The sequence below is a fragment of the Kitasatospora sp. NBC_01302 genome (genome assembly GCF_035976515.1).
Lineage (GTDB): Bacteria > Actinomycetota > Actinomycetes > Streptomycetales > Streptomycetaceae > Kitasatospora.
Map to the genome: position 1 here is coordinate 4,032,575 of NZ_CP108404.1, position 17,619 is coordinate 4,050,193.

Below are 17,619 nucleotides of genomic sequence, written 5' to 3' on the forward strand. Positions count from 1 at the left end.
TTACACACCACTGCATTCACACAAAGCACGTGAACACATGAACGGCCATCACGGGAACGACGAGTACATGGGACTCGCTTCCGGTCCTCCCGGCGGGAGGCGCGCAGCATCGGCACTCAACCGAGCAACTTGACTATCTTGCCATACCAGCAGGGTTTGACGCCAATTGGGCGAGGGTAGTCAGCGCGAGCACTTTCTGATCCGTCGTCAAACCGCCCGCCGGAACAGCCGGAACAGCACGAGGGGCCCCGACCACCGTCCTTGCGGACGGCGGGCGGGGCCCCTCGAAAGCCTGTTGGAGCAGGCAGGTCAGAGCATCAATTACTTGATGATCTTGGTGACCTGGCCGGCGCCGACGGTGCGGCCACCCTCACGGATGGCGAACTTCAGGCCCTCCTCCATGGCGATCGGCTGGATCAGCGCGACCGTCATGCCGGTGTTGTCGCCCGGCATGACCATCTCGGTGCCCTCGGGGAGGGTCACGACGCCGGTCACGTCCGTGGTACGGAAGTAGAACTGCGGGCGGTAGTTGTTGAAGAACGGGGTGTGACGGCCACCCTCGTCCTTCGACAGGATGTAGGCCTGGGCCTCGAAGTCGGTGTGCGGCGTGACCGAACCCGGCTTGATGATGACCTGGCCGCGCTCGACGTCCTCGCGCTTGATGCCACGGAGCAGCAGACCGACGTTCTCACCGGCCTGGCCCTCGTCGAGCAGCTTGCGGAACATCTCGATGCCGGTGACCGTGGTGGTGGTCTTGGTCTCCTTGATGCCGATGATGTCGACAGTCTCGTTGACCTTGAGGATGCCACGCTCGATACGACCGGTGACGACGGTGCCACGACCGGTGATCGTGAAGACGTCCTCGATCGGCATCAGGAAGGGCTGCTCGACGGCGCGGGCCGGGGTCGGGATGGCCTCGTCGACCGCGTGCATCAGGCCGAGGAGCTTCTCGCCCCACTCCTTGTCGCCCTCGAGCGCCTTGAGCGCCGAGACGCGCACGACCGGCAGGTCGTCGCCCGGGAACTCGTACTCGGAGAGCAGCTCGCGGACCTCGAGCTCGACGAGCTCCAGGATCTCCTCGTCGTCCACCATGTCGGCCTTGTTCAGGGCGACAACGATGTAGGGGACGCCGACCTGGCGGGCCAGGAGGACGTGCTCCTTGGTCTGCGGCATCGGGCCGTCGGTGGCGGCGACGACGAGGATCGCACCGTCCATCTGGGCCGCACCGGTGATCATGTTCTTGATGTAGTCCGCGTGACCCGGGCAGTCGACGTGGGCGTAGTGACGCGCCTCGGTCTGGTACTCGACGTGCGCGATGGAGATGGTGATACCGCGCTGCCGCTCCTCCGGCGCCTTGTCGATCTGGTCGAACGGCGTGAAGGGGTTGATCTCCGGGTACGCGTCGTGCAGCACCTTGGTGATCGCCGCGGTAAGGGTCGTCTTACCGTGGTCGATGTGACCGATGGTGCCGATGTTGACGTGGGGCTTCGTCCGCTCGAACTTCGCCTTCGCCACTGCAGTCCTCCTGAGGACAGTTCTGTACGCCGTACGACGTCAGTTGGTCTTTGATCGGGTTTTTGGAACGGGGTGCTGGTGGCACCCCATGCCGTCCCGCGGGTGGGGCGGAGACGCCGGCGGGGTCGGGGTACGACCCCGCCGGGTATGTCTCCTTAAAGCCTAAGGGGTGTGAAAAGTCCCGATTGCGGGACCTTACTCGCCCTTGGCCTTGGCGATGATGTCGTCCGCCACGTTCCGCGGAACCTCGGCGTACGAGTCGAACTGCATCGAGTAGCTCGCGCGACCAGAGGTCTTGCTGCGCAGGTCACCGACGTAGCCGAACATCTCGGAGAGCGGCACCAGCGCGTTGACCACGCGGGCACCGTGACGCTCGTCCATGGACCGGATCTGGCCACGACGAGAGTTGATGTCGCCGATGACCTCGCCCATGTAGTCCTCGGGCGTGGTGACCTCGACGGCCATCATCGGCTCCAGCAGGGCCGGACCGGCCTTGCGGGCGCCTTCCTTGAAGGCCATCGAGCCGGCGATCTTGAACGCGAGCTCGGAGGAGTCGACGTCGTGCGCCGCACCGTCGAGCAGCGTCACGCGGACACCCTGGAGCGGGTAGCCGGCGAGGACACCGAACTCCATGGCCTCCTGGCAACCGGCGTCGACCGACGGGATGTACTCCCGCGGCACGCGGCCACCGGTGACCTTGTTGACGAACTCGTAGCCCTCGCCCGACTCCAGAGGCTCAATGGCGATCTGGATCTTGGCGAACTGGCCGGAGCCACCGGTCTGCTTCTTGTGCGTGTAGTCGATGCGCTCGACGGCCTTGCGGATCGTCTCGCGGTACGCCACCTGCGGCTTGCCGACGTTGGCCTCGACCTTGAACTCACGGCGCATACGGTCGACGAGCACCTCGAGGTGCAGCTCGCCCATACCCGCGATGATGGTCTGGCCGGTCTCCTCGTCCGTGTTGACCTGGAAGGAGGGGTCCTCCTCCGCGAGACGCTGGATGGCGACACCCAGCTTCTCCTGGTCGCCCTTGGACTTGGGCTCGATCGCGACGCGGATGACCGGGGCCGGGAAGTCCATGGACTCCAGGATGACCGGGTTCTTCTCGTCGCTCAGCGTCTCACCGGTGGTGGTCTGCTTGAGACCCATCACGGCGATGATGTCGCCGGCGCCCACCGACTCGATCTCCTCACGCTTGTTCGCGTGCATGCGGTAGATCTTGCCGATGCGCTCCTTCTTGCCCTTGACGGAGTTCAGCACCGAGGTGCCGGACTCCAGGCGGCCCGAGTAGACCCGGACGAAGGTGAGCTTGCCGAGGTGCGGGTCCGACATGATCTTGAACGCGAGCGCGGCGAGCGGCTCGTCGTCCGAGGCCTTGCGGATGATCTTGGTCTCGGGGTCGTTCGGCTTCGTGCCCTCGATGCCCGTGATGTCGAGCGGCGACGGCAGGTACTTGACGACCGCGTCGAGCAGGGGCTGGACGCCCTTGTTCTTGAACGCGGAGCCGCAGAAGATCGGCGTGAAGTCCGAGTTCAGCGTGCCCTTGCGGATCGCGGCGACCAGCAGCTCCTCGGGGATGTCCTCGCCCTCGAGGGCGAGCTCCATCACCTCGTCGCTGGTGTTCGACACGGTGTCGATCAGCTGCTCGCGGTACTCCGCAGCCTTCTCGGCCAGGTCGGCCGGGATCTCGACGGTGTCGTACATCTCGCCCTTGGGGGCGTCCGCGGACCAGACCAGGGCCTTCATCTTCACCAGGTCGACGACACCGGCGAAGTCGCCCTCGGCGCCGATCGGCAGCTGCATGACCAGCGGGGTGGCGCCGAGGCGGTCCACGATGGTCTGCACGCAGAAGTAGAAGTCGGCGCCCGTGCGGTCCAGCTTGTTGATGAAGCAGATGCGCGGGACGCCGTAGCGGTCAGCCTGCCGCCACACGGTCTCGGACTGGGGCTCGACACCGGCGACACCGTCGAACACCGTCACGCCACCGTCGAGCACGCGCAGCGAACGCTCCACCTCGACGGTGAAGTCGACGTGGCCCGGGGTGTCGATGATGTTGATGGTGTGGTCGGAGTCGTCGAGCGTCCAGTGACAGGTCGTCGCGGCCGACGTGATGGTGATGCCGCGCTCCTGCTCCTGCTCCATCCAGTCCATGGTGGCAGCGCCATCGTGGACCTCACCGATCTTGTACGAGACACCGGTGTAGAACAGGATCCGCTCGGTGGTGGTGGTCTTGCCCGCGTCGATGTGCGCCATGATCCCGATGTTGCGGACCTTGGCGAGGTCAAGGGAGGTTGCAGCCATGGTGGCTCGTTCTCTCTCTGTCTAGTGACGGGGTTCGGACTACCAGCGGTAGTGCGCGAAGGCCTTGTTGGACTCGGCCATCTTGTGGGTGTCCTCGCGACGCTTCACGGAAGCGCCCAGGCCGTTGCTGGCGTCGAGGATCTCGTTCATCAGGCGCTCGGTCATGGTCTTCTCGCGACGGGCGCGGGAGTAGCCGACCATCCAGCGCAGCGCCAGGGTGCTGGCGCGGCCCGGACGGACCTCGACCGGCACCTGGTAGGTGGCGCCACCGACACGGCGGGACTTGACCTCGAGGGCCGGCTTGACGTTCTCCAGCGCGCGCTTCAGCGTCACGACGGGGTCCGAGCCGGTCTTCTCGCGAACGCCCTCGAGGGCGCCGTACACGATCCGCTCGGCGGTGGAGCGCTTGCCGTGCAGCAGGATCTTGTTGACCAGCGAGGTCACCAGCGGGGAGCCGTAAACCGGGTCGATGATGACCGGGCGCTTCGGGGCGGGGCCCTTACGAGGCATTCTTACTTCTCCTTCTTGGCGCCGTAGCGGCTGCGAGCCTGCTTGCGGTTCTTGACACCCTGGGTGTCGAGCGAACCGCGGATGATCTTGTAGCGGACACCAGGAAGGTCCTTCACACGACCGCCGCGCACGAGCACGATGGAGTGCTCCTGCAGGTTGTGGCCCTCGCCGGGGATGTAAGCGGTGACCTCGATCCCGCTGGTGAGGCGCACACGGGCGACCTTACGAAGCGCCGAGTTCGGCTTCTTCGGGGTGGTCGTGTACACACGCGTGCAGACGCCGCGGCGCTGGGGCGAGCCCTTCAGCGCGGGCGTCTTGTTCTTCTCGACCTTGTCCTGCCGGCCCTTTCGGACCAGCTGCTGGATCGTAGGCACCGTTTCTCCGTTTTCTGTGTGCCAAGGCTGGGTGAAACTAACCTGCGGTGTTCCCAGCTCACGCCGACCCACGAGGTCGGGTGTGTTGGGCTCCTTCCGGTCCTGCCAGAGGCGGGGACAGCGGAGGAAATCGCGGAATCCTGATGTGCTGATGCGCAGCGGCGGCGCTCACGCGCGAGTGGCGCGGCGGCCGGTGTGCTTGCACGCACAAGGACCCGGGGACACCCCAGGCACAAGGTCAGAGCGTACCTAGCGCATCGGGCGCGGTCAAAACAAATGCGACCTGGCTGGTCGTGGCGGGATTGCGGTGCCGCCGGGGGTCGGGCCCGCGGCCGGACACGTGGCCCGACGCGACCAGCTGGTGGGTGTCGCCCGCCGCCTCGACCGTCCTACCACACCGGCGGCGGCCCGGCGACCGGAGAGCGCCGGGCCCCGGCCGGTGCCGGGCGTCAGCCGTGTGTGACGACCGGCACGCCCGGTGCCGGGGCGTCAGCCGTGCGTTCCCACCAGCAGCACGGCGAGCAGCAGCATCGCCGCCCAGCCGGCCACCGAGAGGTAGCCCAGCACCAGACCCGCGGTGGCCATGCCGTCGCCGCCCTCCCGGGTCTCGCGGATCTGCCGGCGGGCGAGGTGCCCGGTGATCACGGCCGGCACGCCGAGCACCCCGGCCGAGGGCACGCAGAGCAGGCCGAGCACCAGGGAGGCGATGGCCATGCCGTTGTTGGGCGCCGGGCGGGCCGGCGCCAGGAAGGTCGGCGGGACCGCGGCACCGAGCGGGGCGGCGGCAGGGCCCGAGAGCGGGCCGGCGGGCAGGTCGGCCACGATCTGCGCCAGCTGACCGTAGGTCTGGGCCTGGTTGGCGGCGTCGAAGCGCTCGGAGTACTCGGCGGCCGACAGCCGGCCCTCCGCGTAGGCCGCCTTCAGCACGTCCACCGTGCGGTCCCGATCGGTGTGCGCGGCGCGCATCGCGGCGTAGCCCGCGCCCTGCGCGTTCGGCTGGGGGCTGGGCCAGCCGCCGCCCTGCGCTGGGCCGGGCCGGCCCGCCGGCGGCCAGGGCTGCACGTCGCCCATCCGGTCTCCTCCCGAAAGCGGCCCGCCCCGCGCGCCGCGCCTGTCCCCCAGTGGACGAACCGCACCCGCCGCTGGGTTCCACTGCCTGGGCACCATCATGCCCCGAACCGCGCCGCTTGCCGCCGGGGTTGGCGCACCCTTGGGCAACGGCCGCGCCCGGCCCCGCCGGTCGGCAGGCCCACTGCGGCATCATGGGCTCGGTGGACGTAGACCAGAAGAGCATCGGTGAGCTGCTGGGACGAGCGCTGTCGGCGGTGCTGGAGGCGCCCGACCGCCGGGTCGAGGACGCGGTGGACAGCGGGGCCTCGCTGCTGGCCGCGTCCCAGGAGCGCTGGCCCGCGGTGAGCCGGGGGCTGCTCACCCTGACGGACACCTCGCTCGGCGCGCTCTGGGCCCGCGGCTGGCGCCCCGCCGACCTCGCCCGGCTGGTCCGGCGCGATCTGGCGGCCACCCACCAGGCGCTGCTGGTGGACCTGGTCGCCGCCGAGGCCCGCCGTTACGCCCCCGCCGCGCTGGACCGGCGCTGGCAGGAGCAGTTGCGCGAGCTGGCCTGCGAAGTCTGGTGGCCGCGGGACGAGGGCTTCCTGCCCGGCTTCGCGACCCGCCACCGGCTGGACCGGTTCGCGCTGGCCACCGCCGCCCTGGAGCTGTTGCGGCTGCTCGGCCGGCTGCCGGCCATCGCGCCGGTGGGGCCCGCGCCCGGCGCCGCCCGGCGCCCGGTCGAGCACCGGGCCGCGGTGCGGGTGCCCGGTGAGCCGCGGATGCTCGCCCGGATCCGGGCGCTGCTGGCCAAGGCGGAGTCCACCGAGTACCCGCAGGAGGCCGAGGCGCTGACCGAGAAGGCCCAGCAGCTGATGGCGCAGCACAGCATCGACGAGGCCCTGCTGGCCGCCGGACAGCCCGACGGCGGGCTGCCGGGCGCGCTGCGGATCGGGGTGGAGAACCCGTACGAGGGCCCCAAGGCGATGCTGCTGGACGCGGTGTCGGCGGCCAACCGGTGCCGGGTGGTCTGGGCGAAGGAGTTCGGCTTCTGCACGGTGATCGGCTTCGACTCCGACCTCGACGCCGTCGAGCTGCTCTACACCTCCCTGCTGGTGCAGGCCACCGCCGCGATGCAGCACTCGGGCAGCAAGCAGCACCTGGACGGGGCCTCGCGCACCCGGGCGTTCCGGCAGTCCTTCCTGGTCTCCTACGCGACCCGGATCCGCGAGCGGCTGACCGAGGCCACCGAGCGCACCACCCGGGAGGCCGCGGCCGGCCGCCATCTGCGCGAGGACGGCACCGCCGAGCAGTTGGTGCCGGACGAGCGGCTGCTGCCGGCCCTGGCCGCGCGCGAGGAGGCGGTGGACTCGGCCACCGAGCGGATGTTCCCCAAGCTCACCTCGCAGCGGGTGCGGGTGAGCGACGGCGAGGGCTGGGCGGCCGGGCGCGCGGCGGCGGACCGGGCCGCGCTGCACGGGCGCGGCCGGGTGGAGCGCGGCCGGGGCTGAGGCGTCGCGGCGGCCCCGGGGCGGCTCAGTCCCAGAGCGCACCCAGGGCGAGCAGCTCGTCGCGGTGCTCGATCCGCCGCACCCAGTCGGCCGGCCAGACGTCCGGACCGGCGTGCGCACCCGCGAACGCGCCGGTCAGGCAGGCGATGGAGTCGGAGTCGCCGGAGGAGTAGGCGGCCCGGCGCACGGCGGTGACCGGGTCGTCGGGGAAGAGCAGGAAGCAGAGCAGCCCGGTCGCCAGCGCCTCCTCGGCGATCCAGCCCTCCCCGGTGGCCAGGCACGGGTCAGCCTGCGGCTCCGGGTCGGCGAGCGCGGCGTCCAGGCGGTCCAGCACGCCCAGGCACTCGTCCCAGCCGCGCGCGATGAACTGCTCGGCCGAGTGGTCCTGGCTGTGCGCGACCAGGTCGCCGAGCCAGTGGTCGTCGTACCGGGTGCGGTTGGCGACCGCGTGCGCACGGAGCAGCCCCGGCAGCTCGGCCGGCGCGGTGCCCTCCACCAGCAGCCGGACGGTGAGCGCGGTCAGGTCGCTGGCCGCGAGGGCGGTCGGGTGACCGTGGGTCAGCGCGGACTGCAGCTGCGCGGCGCCCGAGAGCTGGCGCTCGGTGAGGCCGGGGACGAGTCCGAGCGGGGCGACCCGCATGTTGGCGCCGCAGCCCTTGGAGCCGAGCTGACTGGCCTCCTGCCAGGGGCGGTCGGGGCTGGCCAGCAACCCGCAGGCGCGCAGGCAGGTCATGCCCGGGGCGCGGTTGTTCTCGGGAGAGACCGACCAGGAGACGAACTCGTCGCGCAGCGGCTCCGTGAAGCTCTGCGGCGTGAGTGCACCGGCACGACGGACCGCGCGGGCCAGCGCGAGCGTCATCTGGGTGTCGTCGGTGATCAGCGCCGGGGTGGGCAGCGGGAGCTCACGCCAGTTCGGCCAGGTGTTCTCCAGGTACTCCATCCACTTGAACTCCGTCGGGTACCCCATCGCGTCCCCGATCGCGAGGCCGAGCAGGGTTCCGGTCGCGCGCATCATGTGGTCACCAACAGTTCGTTCAGGCCGCGGATCACGAATCCGGGCTGCCAGGAGGGTTCGCTCACCAGCGCCAGTTCGGGCGCGTGGCGCAGCAGGGCGCCGAAGGACTCGGCGAGTTCGAGCCGGGCCAGCGGGGCGCCGAGGCAGAAGTGCAGGCCGGCGCCGAAGGAGATGTGCGGGTTGTCGGACCGGGTGACGTCCAGCCGGTCGGGGTCGGCGAAGCGCTCCGGGTCGCGGTTGGCGGAGCCGAAGAGCAGTGCGACCTCGGCGCCGCGCGGGATGCGCACCCCGGCCACCTCGATGTCCTCCAGCACCCAGCGCTCGAACAGCTGCAGCGGGGTGTCGTAGCGCATCAACTCCTCGATGGCGGTGGGGAGATGATGCTCGACACCGGAGCGCAGCAGGGACAGCTGGTCGGGGTTGCGCAGCAGCGCCCACCATCCGTTGCCGGTGGTGTTCACCGTCGCCTCGTGCCCGGCGTTGAGCAGCAGGACGCAGGTGGAGATCATCTCCTGCTCGCTCAGCCGGTCGCCGTCCTCCTGCGCGGCGATCAGCGCGGAGACCAGGTCCACGCCGGGGGCGGCGCGCCGCTCGCGGATCAGTTCGCGCAGGTAGTCGGAGAACTCGATGCTGGCTGCCACCGCGCGCTCGGCCGCCGCCGGGGTCGGGTTGAGCTCGTACATCCCGGTGATCGCCGCCGACCAGGGCCGCAGCAGCCCACGGTCGGCCGCGGGCACCCCGAGCATCTCGGCGATGACCGCCACCGGCAGCGGCTCGGCCACCGCGCTGATCAGGTCGCCGCCGCCCTCCCTGACCAGGCCGACGACCAGCTCCTCTGCCAGCCGCGCCACCGTGGGCCGCAGCGCCTCGACCATCCGCGGCGTGAAGGCCTTCGACACCAGGCGCCGGATCCGGGTGTGGTCCGGCGCCTCCAGGTCGAGCAGCCCGTTGTCGTTGAGCGTGTGGAACGGCTCGTGCGCCGGGTCCGGCGGCGTGCGCCCGAACTCCTCGTGGCTGAACCGGTGCGTGTAGGTGCGCCCGAGCCGCCGGTCCCGCAGCAGCGAACTCACGTCCTGGTAGCGGGAGATCAGCCACTGCCCGGTCGGTTCGTAGCACGAGACCGGCGCCTGCTCCCGCAGTTCGGCATAGGCGTCGTACGGGTGCGCGATGAACTCCGCCGACCACGGATCGAAGTGCTGCGTCATTCGAGCAGCGTATCGACCTGCTCAAGTGGAGTCGCCTCGGTCATCGCCAGGTGCCAGGCATCGAGGTGGCGCTTCCGCAGGACGCGGACATCGGTCCGCCGACTGTGGTCGCGGACCAGGAATGCTGCGCGTTCCTGGTCATCCAGTCGAACGCACTCCGCACACTCCGCCCCCGCGCTCACGACTCCGCCTCAGCGAACGCCCGGTCCGGGCATCGCTCGCCACCGCAGCGGCAGAGCGGCCAGTCGCTGCTCCGGAACCGGCCGATAGCGAAGTGCGGGTCGTAGCTGGGGGCCATCGCGCGGATGGCATGACGCGCTCCGTTGTCGTCGGTGACGACGCGACGGTACGTCCCGGCCCCGGGCTCTTCGGCTGTTGGCATGGCTGCTCCCTGATCGTGACCTGTTGCCACATCAGGTGTAGTTCTCCGTGAACACCCTGCCAGTGGCCACCGTAGTGGCCAGACTGTGCGGTATGAGCGTCGGTGCACTCATCAGAGCCCTCCGCGAGGCCCGCGGCTGGTCACAGGGCCGCCTTGCCTCCGCATTGTGCGAGGCATCCACTCGCCCAACGCTGACCCGGGAGGAGATCAGCCGGTGGGAGAACGGAAAACGGTCCGTCGGGCCCTTCTGGCTGGCCCACCTGGCGAGGACCTTCGCTCTGCCGGTCGAGGTCTTCGAGGCCGCGGGAGTCGGCCGGCCATCGCCGATCGGCGAGGTCGCCCGGCAAGGGCTCGTAGCCGCGTTGGACGGGCGTGCCAGCGTCGATGACTGGCAGGAGGTGACGGACGACTACGGACGCGCCTTCATGACGCTCCCAGCGCGTGAGATCGAGCCACAGCTCGCTGGCGACCTGCTCCTGCTGCGCCGGGCCCTGGCGGACTCCCAATGCCTTTGGGAGTCCGTGGCCAGGCTCTCGGTCGTCATGGGGATGGCTGTGGCTTCGCTCAACGGCCCTGCGGCCTCCGCCCGCTGGTATCGAACCGCGGTCAAGGCCGCCGACCGCTCCGGCGGCTTGGCGCTCCGCGAGTGGACACGCGGGCAGGGCGCACTCGCTCTCGTCTACGAGGGCGCCGAGCCGTCCTCGCTGATCGCCGTGACGACCAAGGCCCTTGCCCTGTCCCAACGCCCTTCCATGGGACGGCTCTGTGCCCTACTGGCTCAAGCGCACTGCTACGCAAGGCTCGGCGAGCCTGGACCGGCCCGACGTGACCTCTGTGCTGCCGACGAGATGTTCCCGTCAGTGGCCTCACCGCCGTTCGCCACGGTCTTCTCCATGCCGCAGTGGGGATACAGCCTCACCAAGACGCTCGTTCACGCCCGACTCGGCGATGTCGAGCAGTCGCAGCGGGAGCAGGACACCGCCGACCGGCTGAGGCCCGGCGGCCTCGGCCGGTTCGCGGCTCACACGAGCGTTCACCGAGCACTGTCGTTCGTGAAGTCCGGAGACGTCGGTGTCGGCCTTGAGCTGGCCCGGAGAACCGTGGCCGAGCTGCCGGCCGAGCAGCGGAGCAAGGTGCTCGGTGGCTTCGTCGCGGAGGTCAAAGCCGCCGCCCGGGCCACCTGACCCGGCTGATCCGGTCAGCTCAGCCGCTTGATCTCGCCGCGCGCCCGGTAGAAGCCGCCGCGCTCGGAGGCGCGCACCTCGGTGACCAGGTAGCGGGCGCCGGGCACCCGGATGTCCTTGGGGAACTGGACCCGCCAGCTCGGGTCGTACCCGGCCGTGACCACCCGGATCCGGGTGCGCGCGCCGTCCTGGACGCACTCCACCTCGACGCCGCCCTGCGCGCCGGTCACCCACTCGATCTCGGTGCTGGGGGCGACCCGCGTCAGGCTGCCCGCCTTGACGTCGGCGGTCTGCGGCAGCCGGCCGCCCTCGGCGTCCTGGACGGCGGTGTCGCTCACGTCCAGGCAGGCCAGCGAGCCGTCGGTGGTGACCAGGTAGAGCCGCCCGGCGCGGTACTGCATGCTGTACGCCGAGCCGCAGCCGGTGGCCAGCTTCCACAGCCGGCGGCCGTCGGCGGCGAAGCAGTAGACCGACGAGGAGCTGTCCCCGGCGAAAACGAGGCGGCCGTCCGGCGAGGCGGCGCAGGAGTAGACGGCCGCGTCGCAGCGGTAGCGGGCGAGCTCCGCGCCGTCGGTCTTGGCCAGGCGGTGCACCCAGCCGCGGCTGGTGCCGGCGAAGACCTCCTCGCGCTCCTGCCAGCCGAACAGCACCTCGCCCTCGGTCCGGGTGTGCCAGCGCTGGTCGCCGCTGCGCGACTCGTAGCGGGTGACGCCGGTCGAGTAGCCCTGGTAGACGCCGTCCGGGTCGCAGCGCACCATCCAGGCCGAGCTGCCGCGGGTGGCCCGTCGCCACTGGAACTCGTCCTCGTGGTCGACGGTGGTGATGCCGCCCTGGGCGTCGGAGACGCCGAGCACGCCGTCGTGGATGTCCAGCCAGTAGATGTCCACGTCGGAGGCGATCTCGTAGGCCACCCGCGGGACCTTGCCGCCCAGGTCGTAGACCCGGCCGTCGTCGCAGCCGGCGTAGATCCAGGAGTCGTCCCCGACGATGCACTTGACGCCGTCCGGCAGCCCGAAGCGGCCGGTCACCACGCCGTCGTGGGTCAGGGTGTAGACGTCACCGGACTCGTTGCCGACCCATGCCTGCTCCTCGTCGACGAAGATCCCGAAGGCCGGGGCGCCCGAGCGGAACCGCCACAGCACCGGGGCCTGGCGGGCCGTGGAGCGGGTGCTGACCATCTCCCGGCGGGTCACCGCGCGGCGCTGGCGCTCCCCGCGCCGGGCCGGGGCGTAGCCCTTGCGGACCTTCTCCCCCACCTTCTTGGCGGCCGCGGCGGCGGCCTTCTCCACCGTCGGGTACGAGGTGCTGCGCACCTGCCCCGCCTCGCCGATCCGCCCGTAGCTGACGGTCAGCTCGGTCCCGGCCTGGCGGACCTCGTAGAACTTGTGCGCGCTGCCCTGCTCCTCGGAGAGTTCGAGGTAGGTGACCTGCTCGGCGACGGCAGTGGACATCAAGCCCTCCCGGGGCGTTCGGTGTTGGGAACAAAGTAGCGAACGGGACTGACAACTCCTCAGGCCGCGGCGGGCACCAGCGCCACCGGCTCCCCGCTCTGCTCCGCGCCCTGCTCCCCGCCCTGCTCCGCGCGCCGCTCCTCGCGCAGCCCGTAGCGGGCGTGCAGGCGCCGCAGCGGCGCCGGCGCCCACCAGGCCGCGCGGCCGAGCAGCGCCATGGTGGCGGGCACCAGCAGCATCCGCACCACGGTCGCGTCGATCAGCACGGCAAGGCTCAGCCCCAGGCCGATCTGCAGGATCTGGCCGAAGCCGCTGGTCATGAAGGCGGCGAAGACGATCAGGATCAGCGCGGCGGCGCTGGTGACGATCCGTCCGGTCCGCGCCAGACCGGTGACCACCGCGGTCTTCGGGTCACCGGTGCGCAGCCACTCCTCGCGGACCCGGGCCAGGATGAAGACCTCGTAGTCCATCGCGAGCCCGAAGGCGATCGCGGCGATCAGCGGCAGCGCCACCAGGTCGAGCGCGCCCATGCCCTCGCCGCCGAGCAGGCCGGCGCCGTGGCCGTCCTGGAAGACCAGCGTGGTGATGCCCGCCGCGGCGCCCAGCGACAGTGCGGTGGAGAGCACCGTCTTGACCGGGATCAGGAGCGAGCCGGTGAAGGCGAAGAGCAGCAGCAGGATCCCGCCGACCACCACGGCCAGCGCGCCGGGCAGCCCGTCGACGAGCATCTGCTGGAAGTCGGCCACCCGGGCGGCGGTGCCGCCGACCGCCACGGCCAGGCCGGGGTGCGTGGTGCGCAGGGTGTGCACCAGGGCGAGCGCGGTGGCGTCGTCGCTGCCGCCGGTGGGGACGAGCTGGAGCTCGGTGGTCCCGTCGGGCAGGGTGGCGAGGTGGGCGGCCGAGACCTGGGGCAGCGCGCGGGCCCGGTCGGCGAAGGCGTCGTAGGCCGGTCCGTGACCGTCCAGCAGGACGACGACCGGGTCGGCGCCCGAGAGCTGCGGGAAGTGCGCCTGGAGTGCCTGGTGGGCGAGCCGGCCGTCCGAGCCGGCCGGCAGGTAGCGGGCGTCGCCGGAGGTGGTGCGCAGGCCCGCCAGCGGCAGGGCGAGCGCGGCCAGCGCGGCGGTGATGGTGACGGCGACCAGCAGCGGGCGCGAGGTGGCCAGGCGGGCGATCCGGGCGAAGCCGCGGCCCGCGGTGGGCTTCGGCTCGCGCAGCCGCAGCCGGTGGCCGAACCGCGCCAGCACGGCCGGGACCAGGGTGACGGCGGCGGCCATGTCGATCAGCACCACGGAGGCGGCGGCCAGGCCCATGCTGCGCAGGAACGGGCTGTCGAAGGCGAGCAGGCCGCCGAGGCAGACCGCGACGGTCAGGCCGGAGAAGAAGACGGTGCGGCCGGCGGCGTGCACGGTCCGGGTGACGGCGAGCGCCGGGTCCGGGGTGTGGCGGCGCTCCTCGCGGAAGCGGTTGATCACCAGCAGCGCGTAGTCGATCGCCAGGCCCAGCCCCAGCATCGTGGTGACCTGCAACGAGGAGGCGCTGATCTCGGTGAACTCGGAGACCGCCAGCAGGCTCAGGAAGGTCCCGCCGATCCCGCAGAAGGCGACCAGGACTGGCAGCCCCGCTGCCAGCAGACCGCCGAAGACCAGCAGGCAGAGCAGCAGCACCAGCGGCAGCGAGACCAGCTCGGCGCGGCCGACGCCCTCCTTGCCGGCCTCGTTCATCTGCTGGCTCAGCAGCGGTCCGCCGCTGACCTGCAGGTGCGTGGCGTGCAGCTGGCGCAGCCGCGCCTCGGCCCCGTCCTGGGCGGCCTGCTGGTCGTCGTCCGAGAGGCCACCGGCGAGGGTGACCGGGAGGATCAGGGCCTGGTGGTCGGCCGACACCCCGCTGCCCTGGCGGTACGGATCGGCGACCGCCGCGACGCCGGGCATCGCGCCGAGGTCGCGCACCGCGGCGGCGATCTGGGCCCGGAAGGCCGGGTCGGTGACGTCCTGCCCGGAGAGCACGGCGCTGATCGTGCCGCCGTCGGTGGCCCCCTGGAGCCGGTCGAGCCGGTCGGCCACCCGGTGCGACTCACTGCCGGGGACGGAGCCGACCGACCCGGTCATCCGGGTGGCGCTGATGCCGCTGAGGCCGAAGCCGAGCAGGATCACGGCGAGCCAGGCGAGCAGGACGGCGATCGGGTGACGCGTGGTCACCCTGGCGAGGAGCGAGGTCATGGCCGTAACCCTGCCGGTGGGGGCGGTCATCGCGGATCACCCGGCCGAGCGGTCCGCCAGCCTCCCCCGCAGGGGGGAGACGGGCGGCGGTCCTTCGGCGGACGGGGCTCAGCCCTCGCCCGCCACCACCGCGCCCGCCTCGTAGGCGAAGACCACCGCGTGCACCCGGTCGCGCAGCTGGAGCTTGCTCAGCACGTTGCTGACATGGGTCTTGACGGTGTGTTCGCTGACCACCAGCTCGGCGGCGATCTCCGCGTTGGAGCAGCCGCGGGCGATCAGCCGCAGCGTCTCCTGCTCCCGGATGGTCAGCTGCTCCAGCAGCCTGGACGGCGCGCGCACCGCCGCGCCCGGGCCCGTCGGGCGGCGCGCCGAGAACTCGCTGATCAGGCGCTTGGTGACGGAGGGCGCCAGCAGCGCCTCCCCCGAGGCGACCAGCCGCACGCCGTGCGCGAGGTCGTCGCGCCGCACGTCCTTGAGCAGGAAGCCGCTGGCCCCGGCGTACAGCGCGTCGTAGACGTAGTCGTCGATGTCGAAGGTGGTCAGCATGATCACCTTGGTCGCCGGGTACTCGGCGCAGACCCGGCGGGCCGCCTCCAGGCCGTCCATCACGGGCATCCGGACGTCCAACAGCAGCACGTCCGGGCGGTGCTCGGCCACCACCTCGACCGCCTCCTGACCGTTGGCCGCCTCCGCCACCACCTCGATGTCGGGCTGGGCGTCCAGGATCATCCCGAACCCGGCCCGCACCAGCTCCTGGTCGTCGGCCACCACCACGCGTATCACGGACATCCCCGCTCCCTCGTCACTCAGCTCGCCGCCCCGAGCGGCAGCCGCGCCGTCACCACGAAACCCCGCCCGTCCGGCGCCGGGCCGGCCGCGGCCCGGCCACCGCAGGCCGCCGCGCGCTCCCGGATCCCGACCAGCCCCCGGCCGCCGGACCAGCCCGCCCCGCCGTCCGGCCGGCGCGGCTGCCGGCCGCGCTCGTCGAGCCCGTGCCCGTTGTCGCTGACCGCCAGTTCGAGCGCCTGGCCCACCTCGGCGATCCGCACCTCGGCCGCGTCCGCGCCGGAGTGCTTGACGATGTTGGTCAGCGCCTCCTGGACGATCCGGTAGGCCGCCGTCTCCACGTCGGCCGGCAGTACCGAGGCCCGCTCGGGCAGCACCAGCCGCACCGCCACGCCCGCCAGCGTCATCCGCTCGGCCACGGCGGCGAGCTCGGGCAGCCTGGGCTGCGGGGCGAGCTGCGGGCCCGCGCCGTCCTCCTTGAGCACGCCCAGCACCCGGCGCAGCTGCACCATGGCGTCGCGCCCCGAGTCGGCGATGGTGTCGAAGGCCTTGATCGCCTTCTCCGGGTCGGCGCGCACCACCAGCGGGCCCGCCTCGGCCTGGATCACCATCAGCGCGACGGCGTGCGCCAGGATGTCGTGCATCTCCCGGGCGATCCGCCCGCGCTCCTCCGCGACCGCGCGCGCCGCGTCGCTGGCCGCGCGCAGCCCGGTCTCGCGCGCCCGGTCGGCCTCCACCCGGGCCAGCCGGCGCAGCTCGCGCACCGCGGTGCCGAGCGCGAAGGAGCCGAGCACGGTGAGTTCGCTGAAGATCATCCCGTCCAGCGAGCGGGTGCCCAGCACGTTGGCCGGCACCAGGACCGCCAGCATCAGCCAGCGCTGCCAGTTCTCCCCCAGGTCGGCCAGGGTGTAGATGGCGACGACCCCGTAGACCGGGAGCTGCGGCTGGGCGGAGTGCGCGAACACCCCGAGCGCCCCCGAGAGCAGCACGGTGGCCAGGAAGGCCGCGGCCGGCGCCTTGCGCCGCCAGGGCAGCGGCAGCGAGCAGCCGGCGGCCAGCAGGTAGGTCCACAGCGGCCAGTGCGTCCCGTCGTTGTGGACCGCCCAGAGCGAGACCGCCACCGAGACCAGCGCGATCAGGCCGTCCACCACGTACGGGTTGATCCCGGCCAGCCGCCCGCGCAGCCACCGCTCCCGTTCGGCCAGCCACTCCTGGCCGCGCGTCATCGCTTCCATCCGCGCCCCTCCCCCGTTCGGGGGGAGCCTATCGGCACAGGTCAACAGGTCGTGGACGGGCTGCAGCCGGTCCACCTCAGGCATGCGCGACGGTGACGTTGCCGGTGTCGGACTCGGCGTCGATCGCATGGCCCGAGGCGGCGTCCTGTGCGACCGTCACCTTGACGCTGCCCGTGTCGGCCGTGGCCTTGACGGCGTAACCGCCGGCCGGCACGACCACCTTGACGTTGCCGGTCGAGGTCTTCGCGGTCACCGAGCCCGGCACACCGGTGAAGGTCGCGGAGACGTCCCCGGTGGACGAGCCGAGGCTGGCGCTGGCGCTGCTGAGGTTCACGCCCTCGACCGAGCCGGTACCGGTGTCGGCCCGCACCCCCGCGCTCAGCCCGGACAGGTGCACGTCGCCGGTGCCCGCGCTGACCTTGACGTCCGTGCCCGCCGGGACGTCGACCTCGTAGTCGATCCCGCAGTCGTCGTGGCAGGTGTAGGTGAGCGTGAGGGTGCCGTCGGCCACCGTGTGCGTGCTGGTGGGCGCCTTGCTGTCGTAGTTCTGGTGCTCCACCACGTGCACCCCGGTGCCGGCCCCGACCACCCGGATGTTGCCGGTCTTCCCGTTGACCACCAGGGCGTGCACCGGCTGGTCGATCCCGTAGCCGACGACGCTGTGCTGCTGCCCGTCGAAGAAGCAGCCGGACATACCGAAGACGACGAAGCCGGTGATCGCGGTGCAGCCGAGCAGCCGGGTCAGGCGCTGGTTCATCTGAGGTGTCCCCCTGTGCCGTGGGCCCGGACCATCCGGACCGACCCCCTCAGCCTGCCCGCCCGACCCCCGCCGCGGGATCGCTCCCCCGAGCGGTTTGCCCGCCTCCCCCGCGCGGGGGAGGCCG

15 protein-coding genes are annotated in these 17,619 nt (G+C 71.6%); 2 read left to right on the plus strand and 13 right to left on the minus strand.

What is annotated here, in order from left to right; translation table 11 throughout:
* Nucleotides 1-321 precede the first annotated feature (321 nt).
* From tuf to OG294_RS17265, 5 genes are all read right to left on the minus strand, one after another.
* Nucleotides 322-1,515 (minus strand): elongation factor Tu, encoded by a 1,194-nt coding sequence (gene tuf, locus OG294_RS17245; RefSeq protein WP_327067388.1) that lies wholly within the window; start codon nt 1,513-1,515, stop codon nt 322-324.
* Between the two features lie 195 nt (nt 1,516-1,710).
* Nucleotides 1,711-3,816 carry an elongation factor G gene (fusA, locus tag OG294_RS17250; protein WP_327067389.1) on the minus strand — a complete coding sequence of 702 codons (2,106 nt, stop codon included), beginning with the start codon at nt 3,814-3,816 and terminating at the stop codon, nt 1,711-1,713.
* Nucleotides 3,817-3,855: 39 nt separating this feature from the next.
* On the minus strand, nt 3,856-4,326 hold the full coding sequence (rpsG, locus tag OG294_RS17255; protein WP_035848142.1) for a 30S ribosomal protein S7: 471 nt from the start codon (nt 4,324-4,326) through the stop codon (nt 3,856-3,858).
* A 2-nt stretch (nt 4,327-4,328) separates the two neighbouring features.
* A complete protein-coding gene (rpsL, locus tag OG294_RS17260) occupies nt 4,329-4,700 on the minus strand; it encodes a 30S ribosomal protein S12 (RefSeq protein ID WP_014144289.1) in 372 nt (123 codons plus the stop codon).
* Between the two features lie 489 nt (nt 4,701-5,189).
* Entirely contained in the window at nt 5,190-5,771 is a 582-nt protein-coding gene (locus OG294_RS17265; protein ID WP_327067390.1) for a DUF1707 and DUF4190 domain-containing protein, read from the minus strand.
* A 191-nt stretch (nt 5,772-5,962) separates the two neighbouring features.
* On the opposite strand from OG294_RS17265, the gene OG294_RS17270 reads away from it, so the two are divergent.
* Complete coding sequence (locus OG294_RS17270) at nt 5,963-7,261, plus strand: DUF2786 domain-containing protein (RefSeq protein ID WP_327067391.1); 1,299 nt, start codon at nt 5,963-5,965, stop codon at nt 7,259-7,261.
* A 25-nt stretch (nt 7,262-7,286) separates the two neighbouring features.
* Here OG294_RS17270 and OG294_RS17275 read toward each other — a convergent pair whose 3' ends face one another.
* From OG294_RS17275 to OG294_RS17285, 3 genes are all read right to left on the minus strand, one after another.
* Nucleotides 7,287-8,276 carry an ADP-ribosylglycohydrolase family protein gene (locus OG294_RS17275; protein WP_327067392.1) on the minus strand — a complete coding sequence of 330 codons (990 nt, stop codon included), beginning with the start codon at nt 8,274-8,276 and terminating at the stop codon, nt 7,287-7,289.
* Complete coding sequence (locus tag OG294_RS17280; RefSeq protein ID WP_327067393.1) at nt 8,273-9,481, minus strand: cytochrome P450; 1,209 nt, start codon at nt 9,479-9,481, stop codon at nt 8,273-8,275. Before OG294_RS17280 ends, OG294_RS17275 begins: the two co-directional genes overlap by 4 nt.
* Nucleotides 9,482-9,659: 178 nt before the next feature.
* Entirely contained in the window at nt 9,660-9,863 is a 204-nt protein-coding gene (locus tag OG294_RS17285) for a hypothetical protein (RefSeq protein ID WP_327067394.1), read from the minus strand.
* Nucleotides 9,864-9,955: 92 nt separating this feature from the next.
* Between OG294_RS17285 and OG294_RS17290 the strand changes: the two genes are divergently transcribed.
* Complete coding sequence (locus tag OG294_RS17290) at nt 9,956-11,047, plus strand: helix-turn-helix domain-containing protein (RefSeq protein WP_327067395.1); 1,092 nt, start codon at nt 9,956-9,958, stop codon at nt 11,045-11,047.
* Between the two features lie 14 nt (nt 11,048-11,061).
* Here the strand turns inward: OG294_RS17290 and OG294_RS17295 are convergent, their stop codons facing one another.
* The 5 genes from OG294_RS17295 to OG294_RS17315 form a co-directional block, all read right to left on the minus strand.
* Nucleotides 11,062-12,498 (minus strand): WGR domain-containing protein, encoded by a 1,437-nt coding sequence (locus OG294_RS17295; RefSeq protein WP_327067396.1) that lies wholly within the window; start codon nt 12,496-12,498, stop codon nt 11,062-11,064.
* Between the two features lie 59 nt (nt 12,499-12,557).
* Nucleotides 12,558-14,714 carry an MMPL family transporter gene (locus tag OG294_RS17300; protein WP_327067397.1) on the minus strand — a complete coding sequence of 719 codons (2,157 nt, stop codon included), beginning with the start codon at nt 14,712-14,714 and terminating at the stop codon, nt 12,558-12,560.
* A gap of 108 nt (nt 14,715-14,822) precedes the next feature.
* Entirely contained in the window at nt 14,823-15,503 is a 681-nt protein-coding gene (locus OG294_RS17305; protein WP_327067398.1) for a response regulator transcription factor, read from the minus strand.
* A 17-nt stretch (nt 15,504-15,520) separates the two neighbouring features.
* Nucleotides 15,521-16,735 (minus strand): sensor histidine kinase, encoded by a 1,215-nt coding sequence (locus OG294_RS17310; protein ID WP_327067399.1) that lies wholly within the window; start codon nt 16,733-16,735, stop codon nt 15,521-15,523.
* A gap of 76 nt (nt 16,736-16,811) precedes the next feature.
* Complete coding sequence (locus tag OG294_RS17315) at nt 16,812-17,492, minus strand: DUF4097 family beta strand repeat-containing protein (RefSeq protein ID WP_327067400.1); 681 nt, start codon at nt 17,490-17,492, stop codon at nt 16,812-16,814.
* Nucleotides 17,493-17,619: the final 127 nt, after the last annotated feature.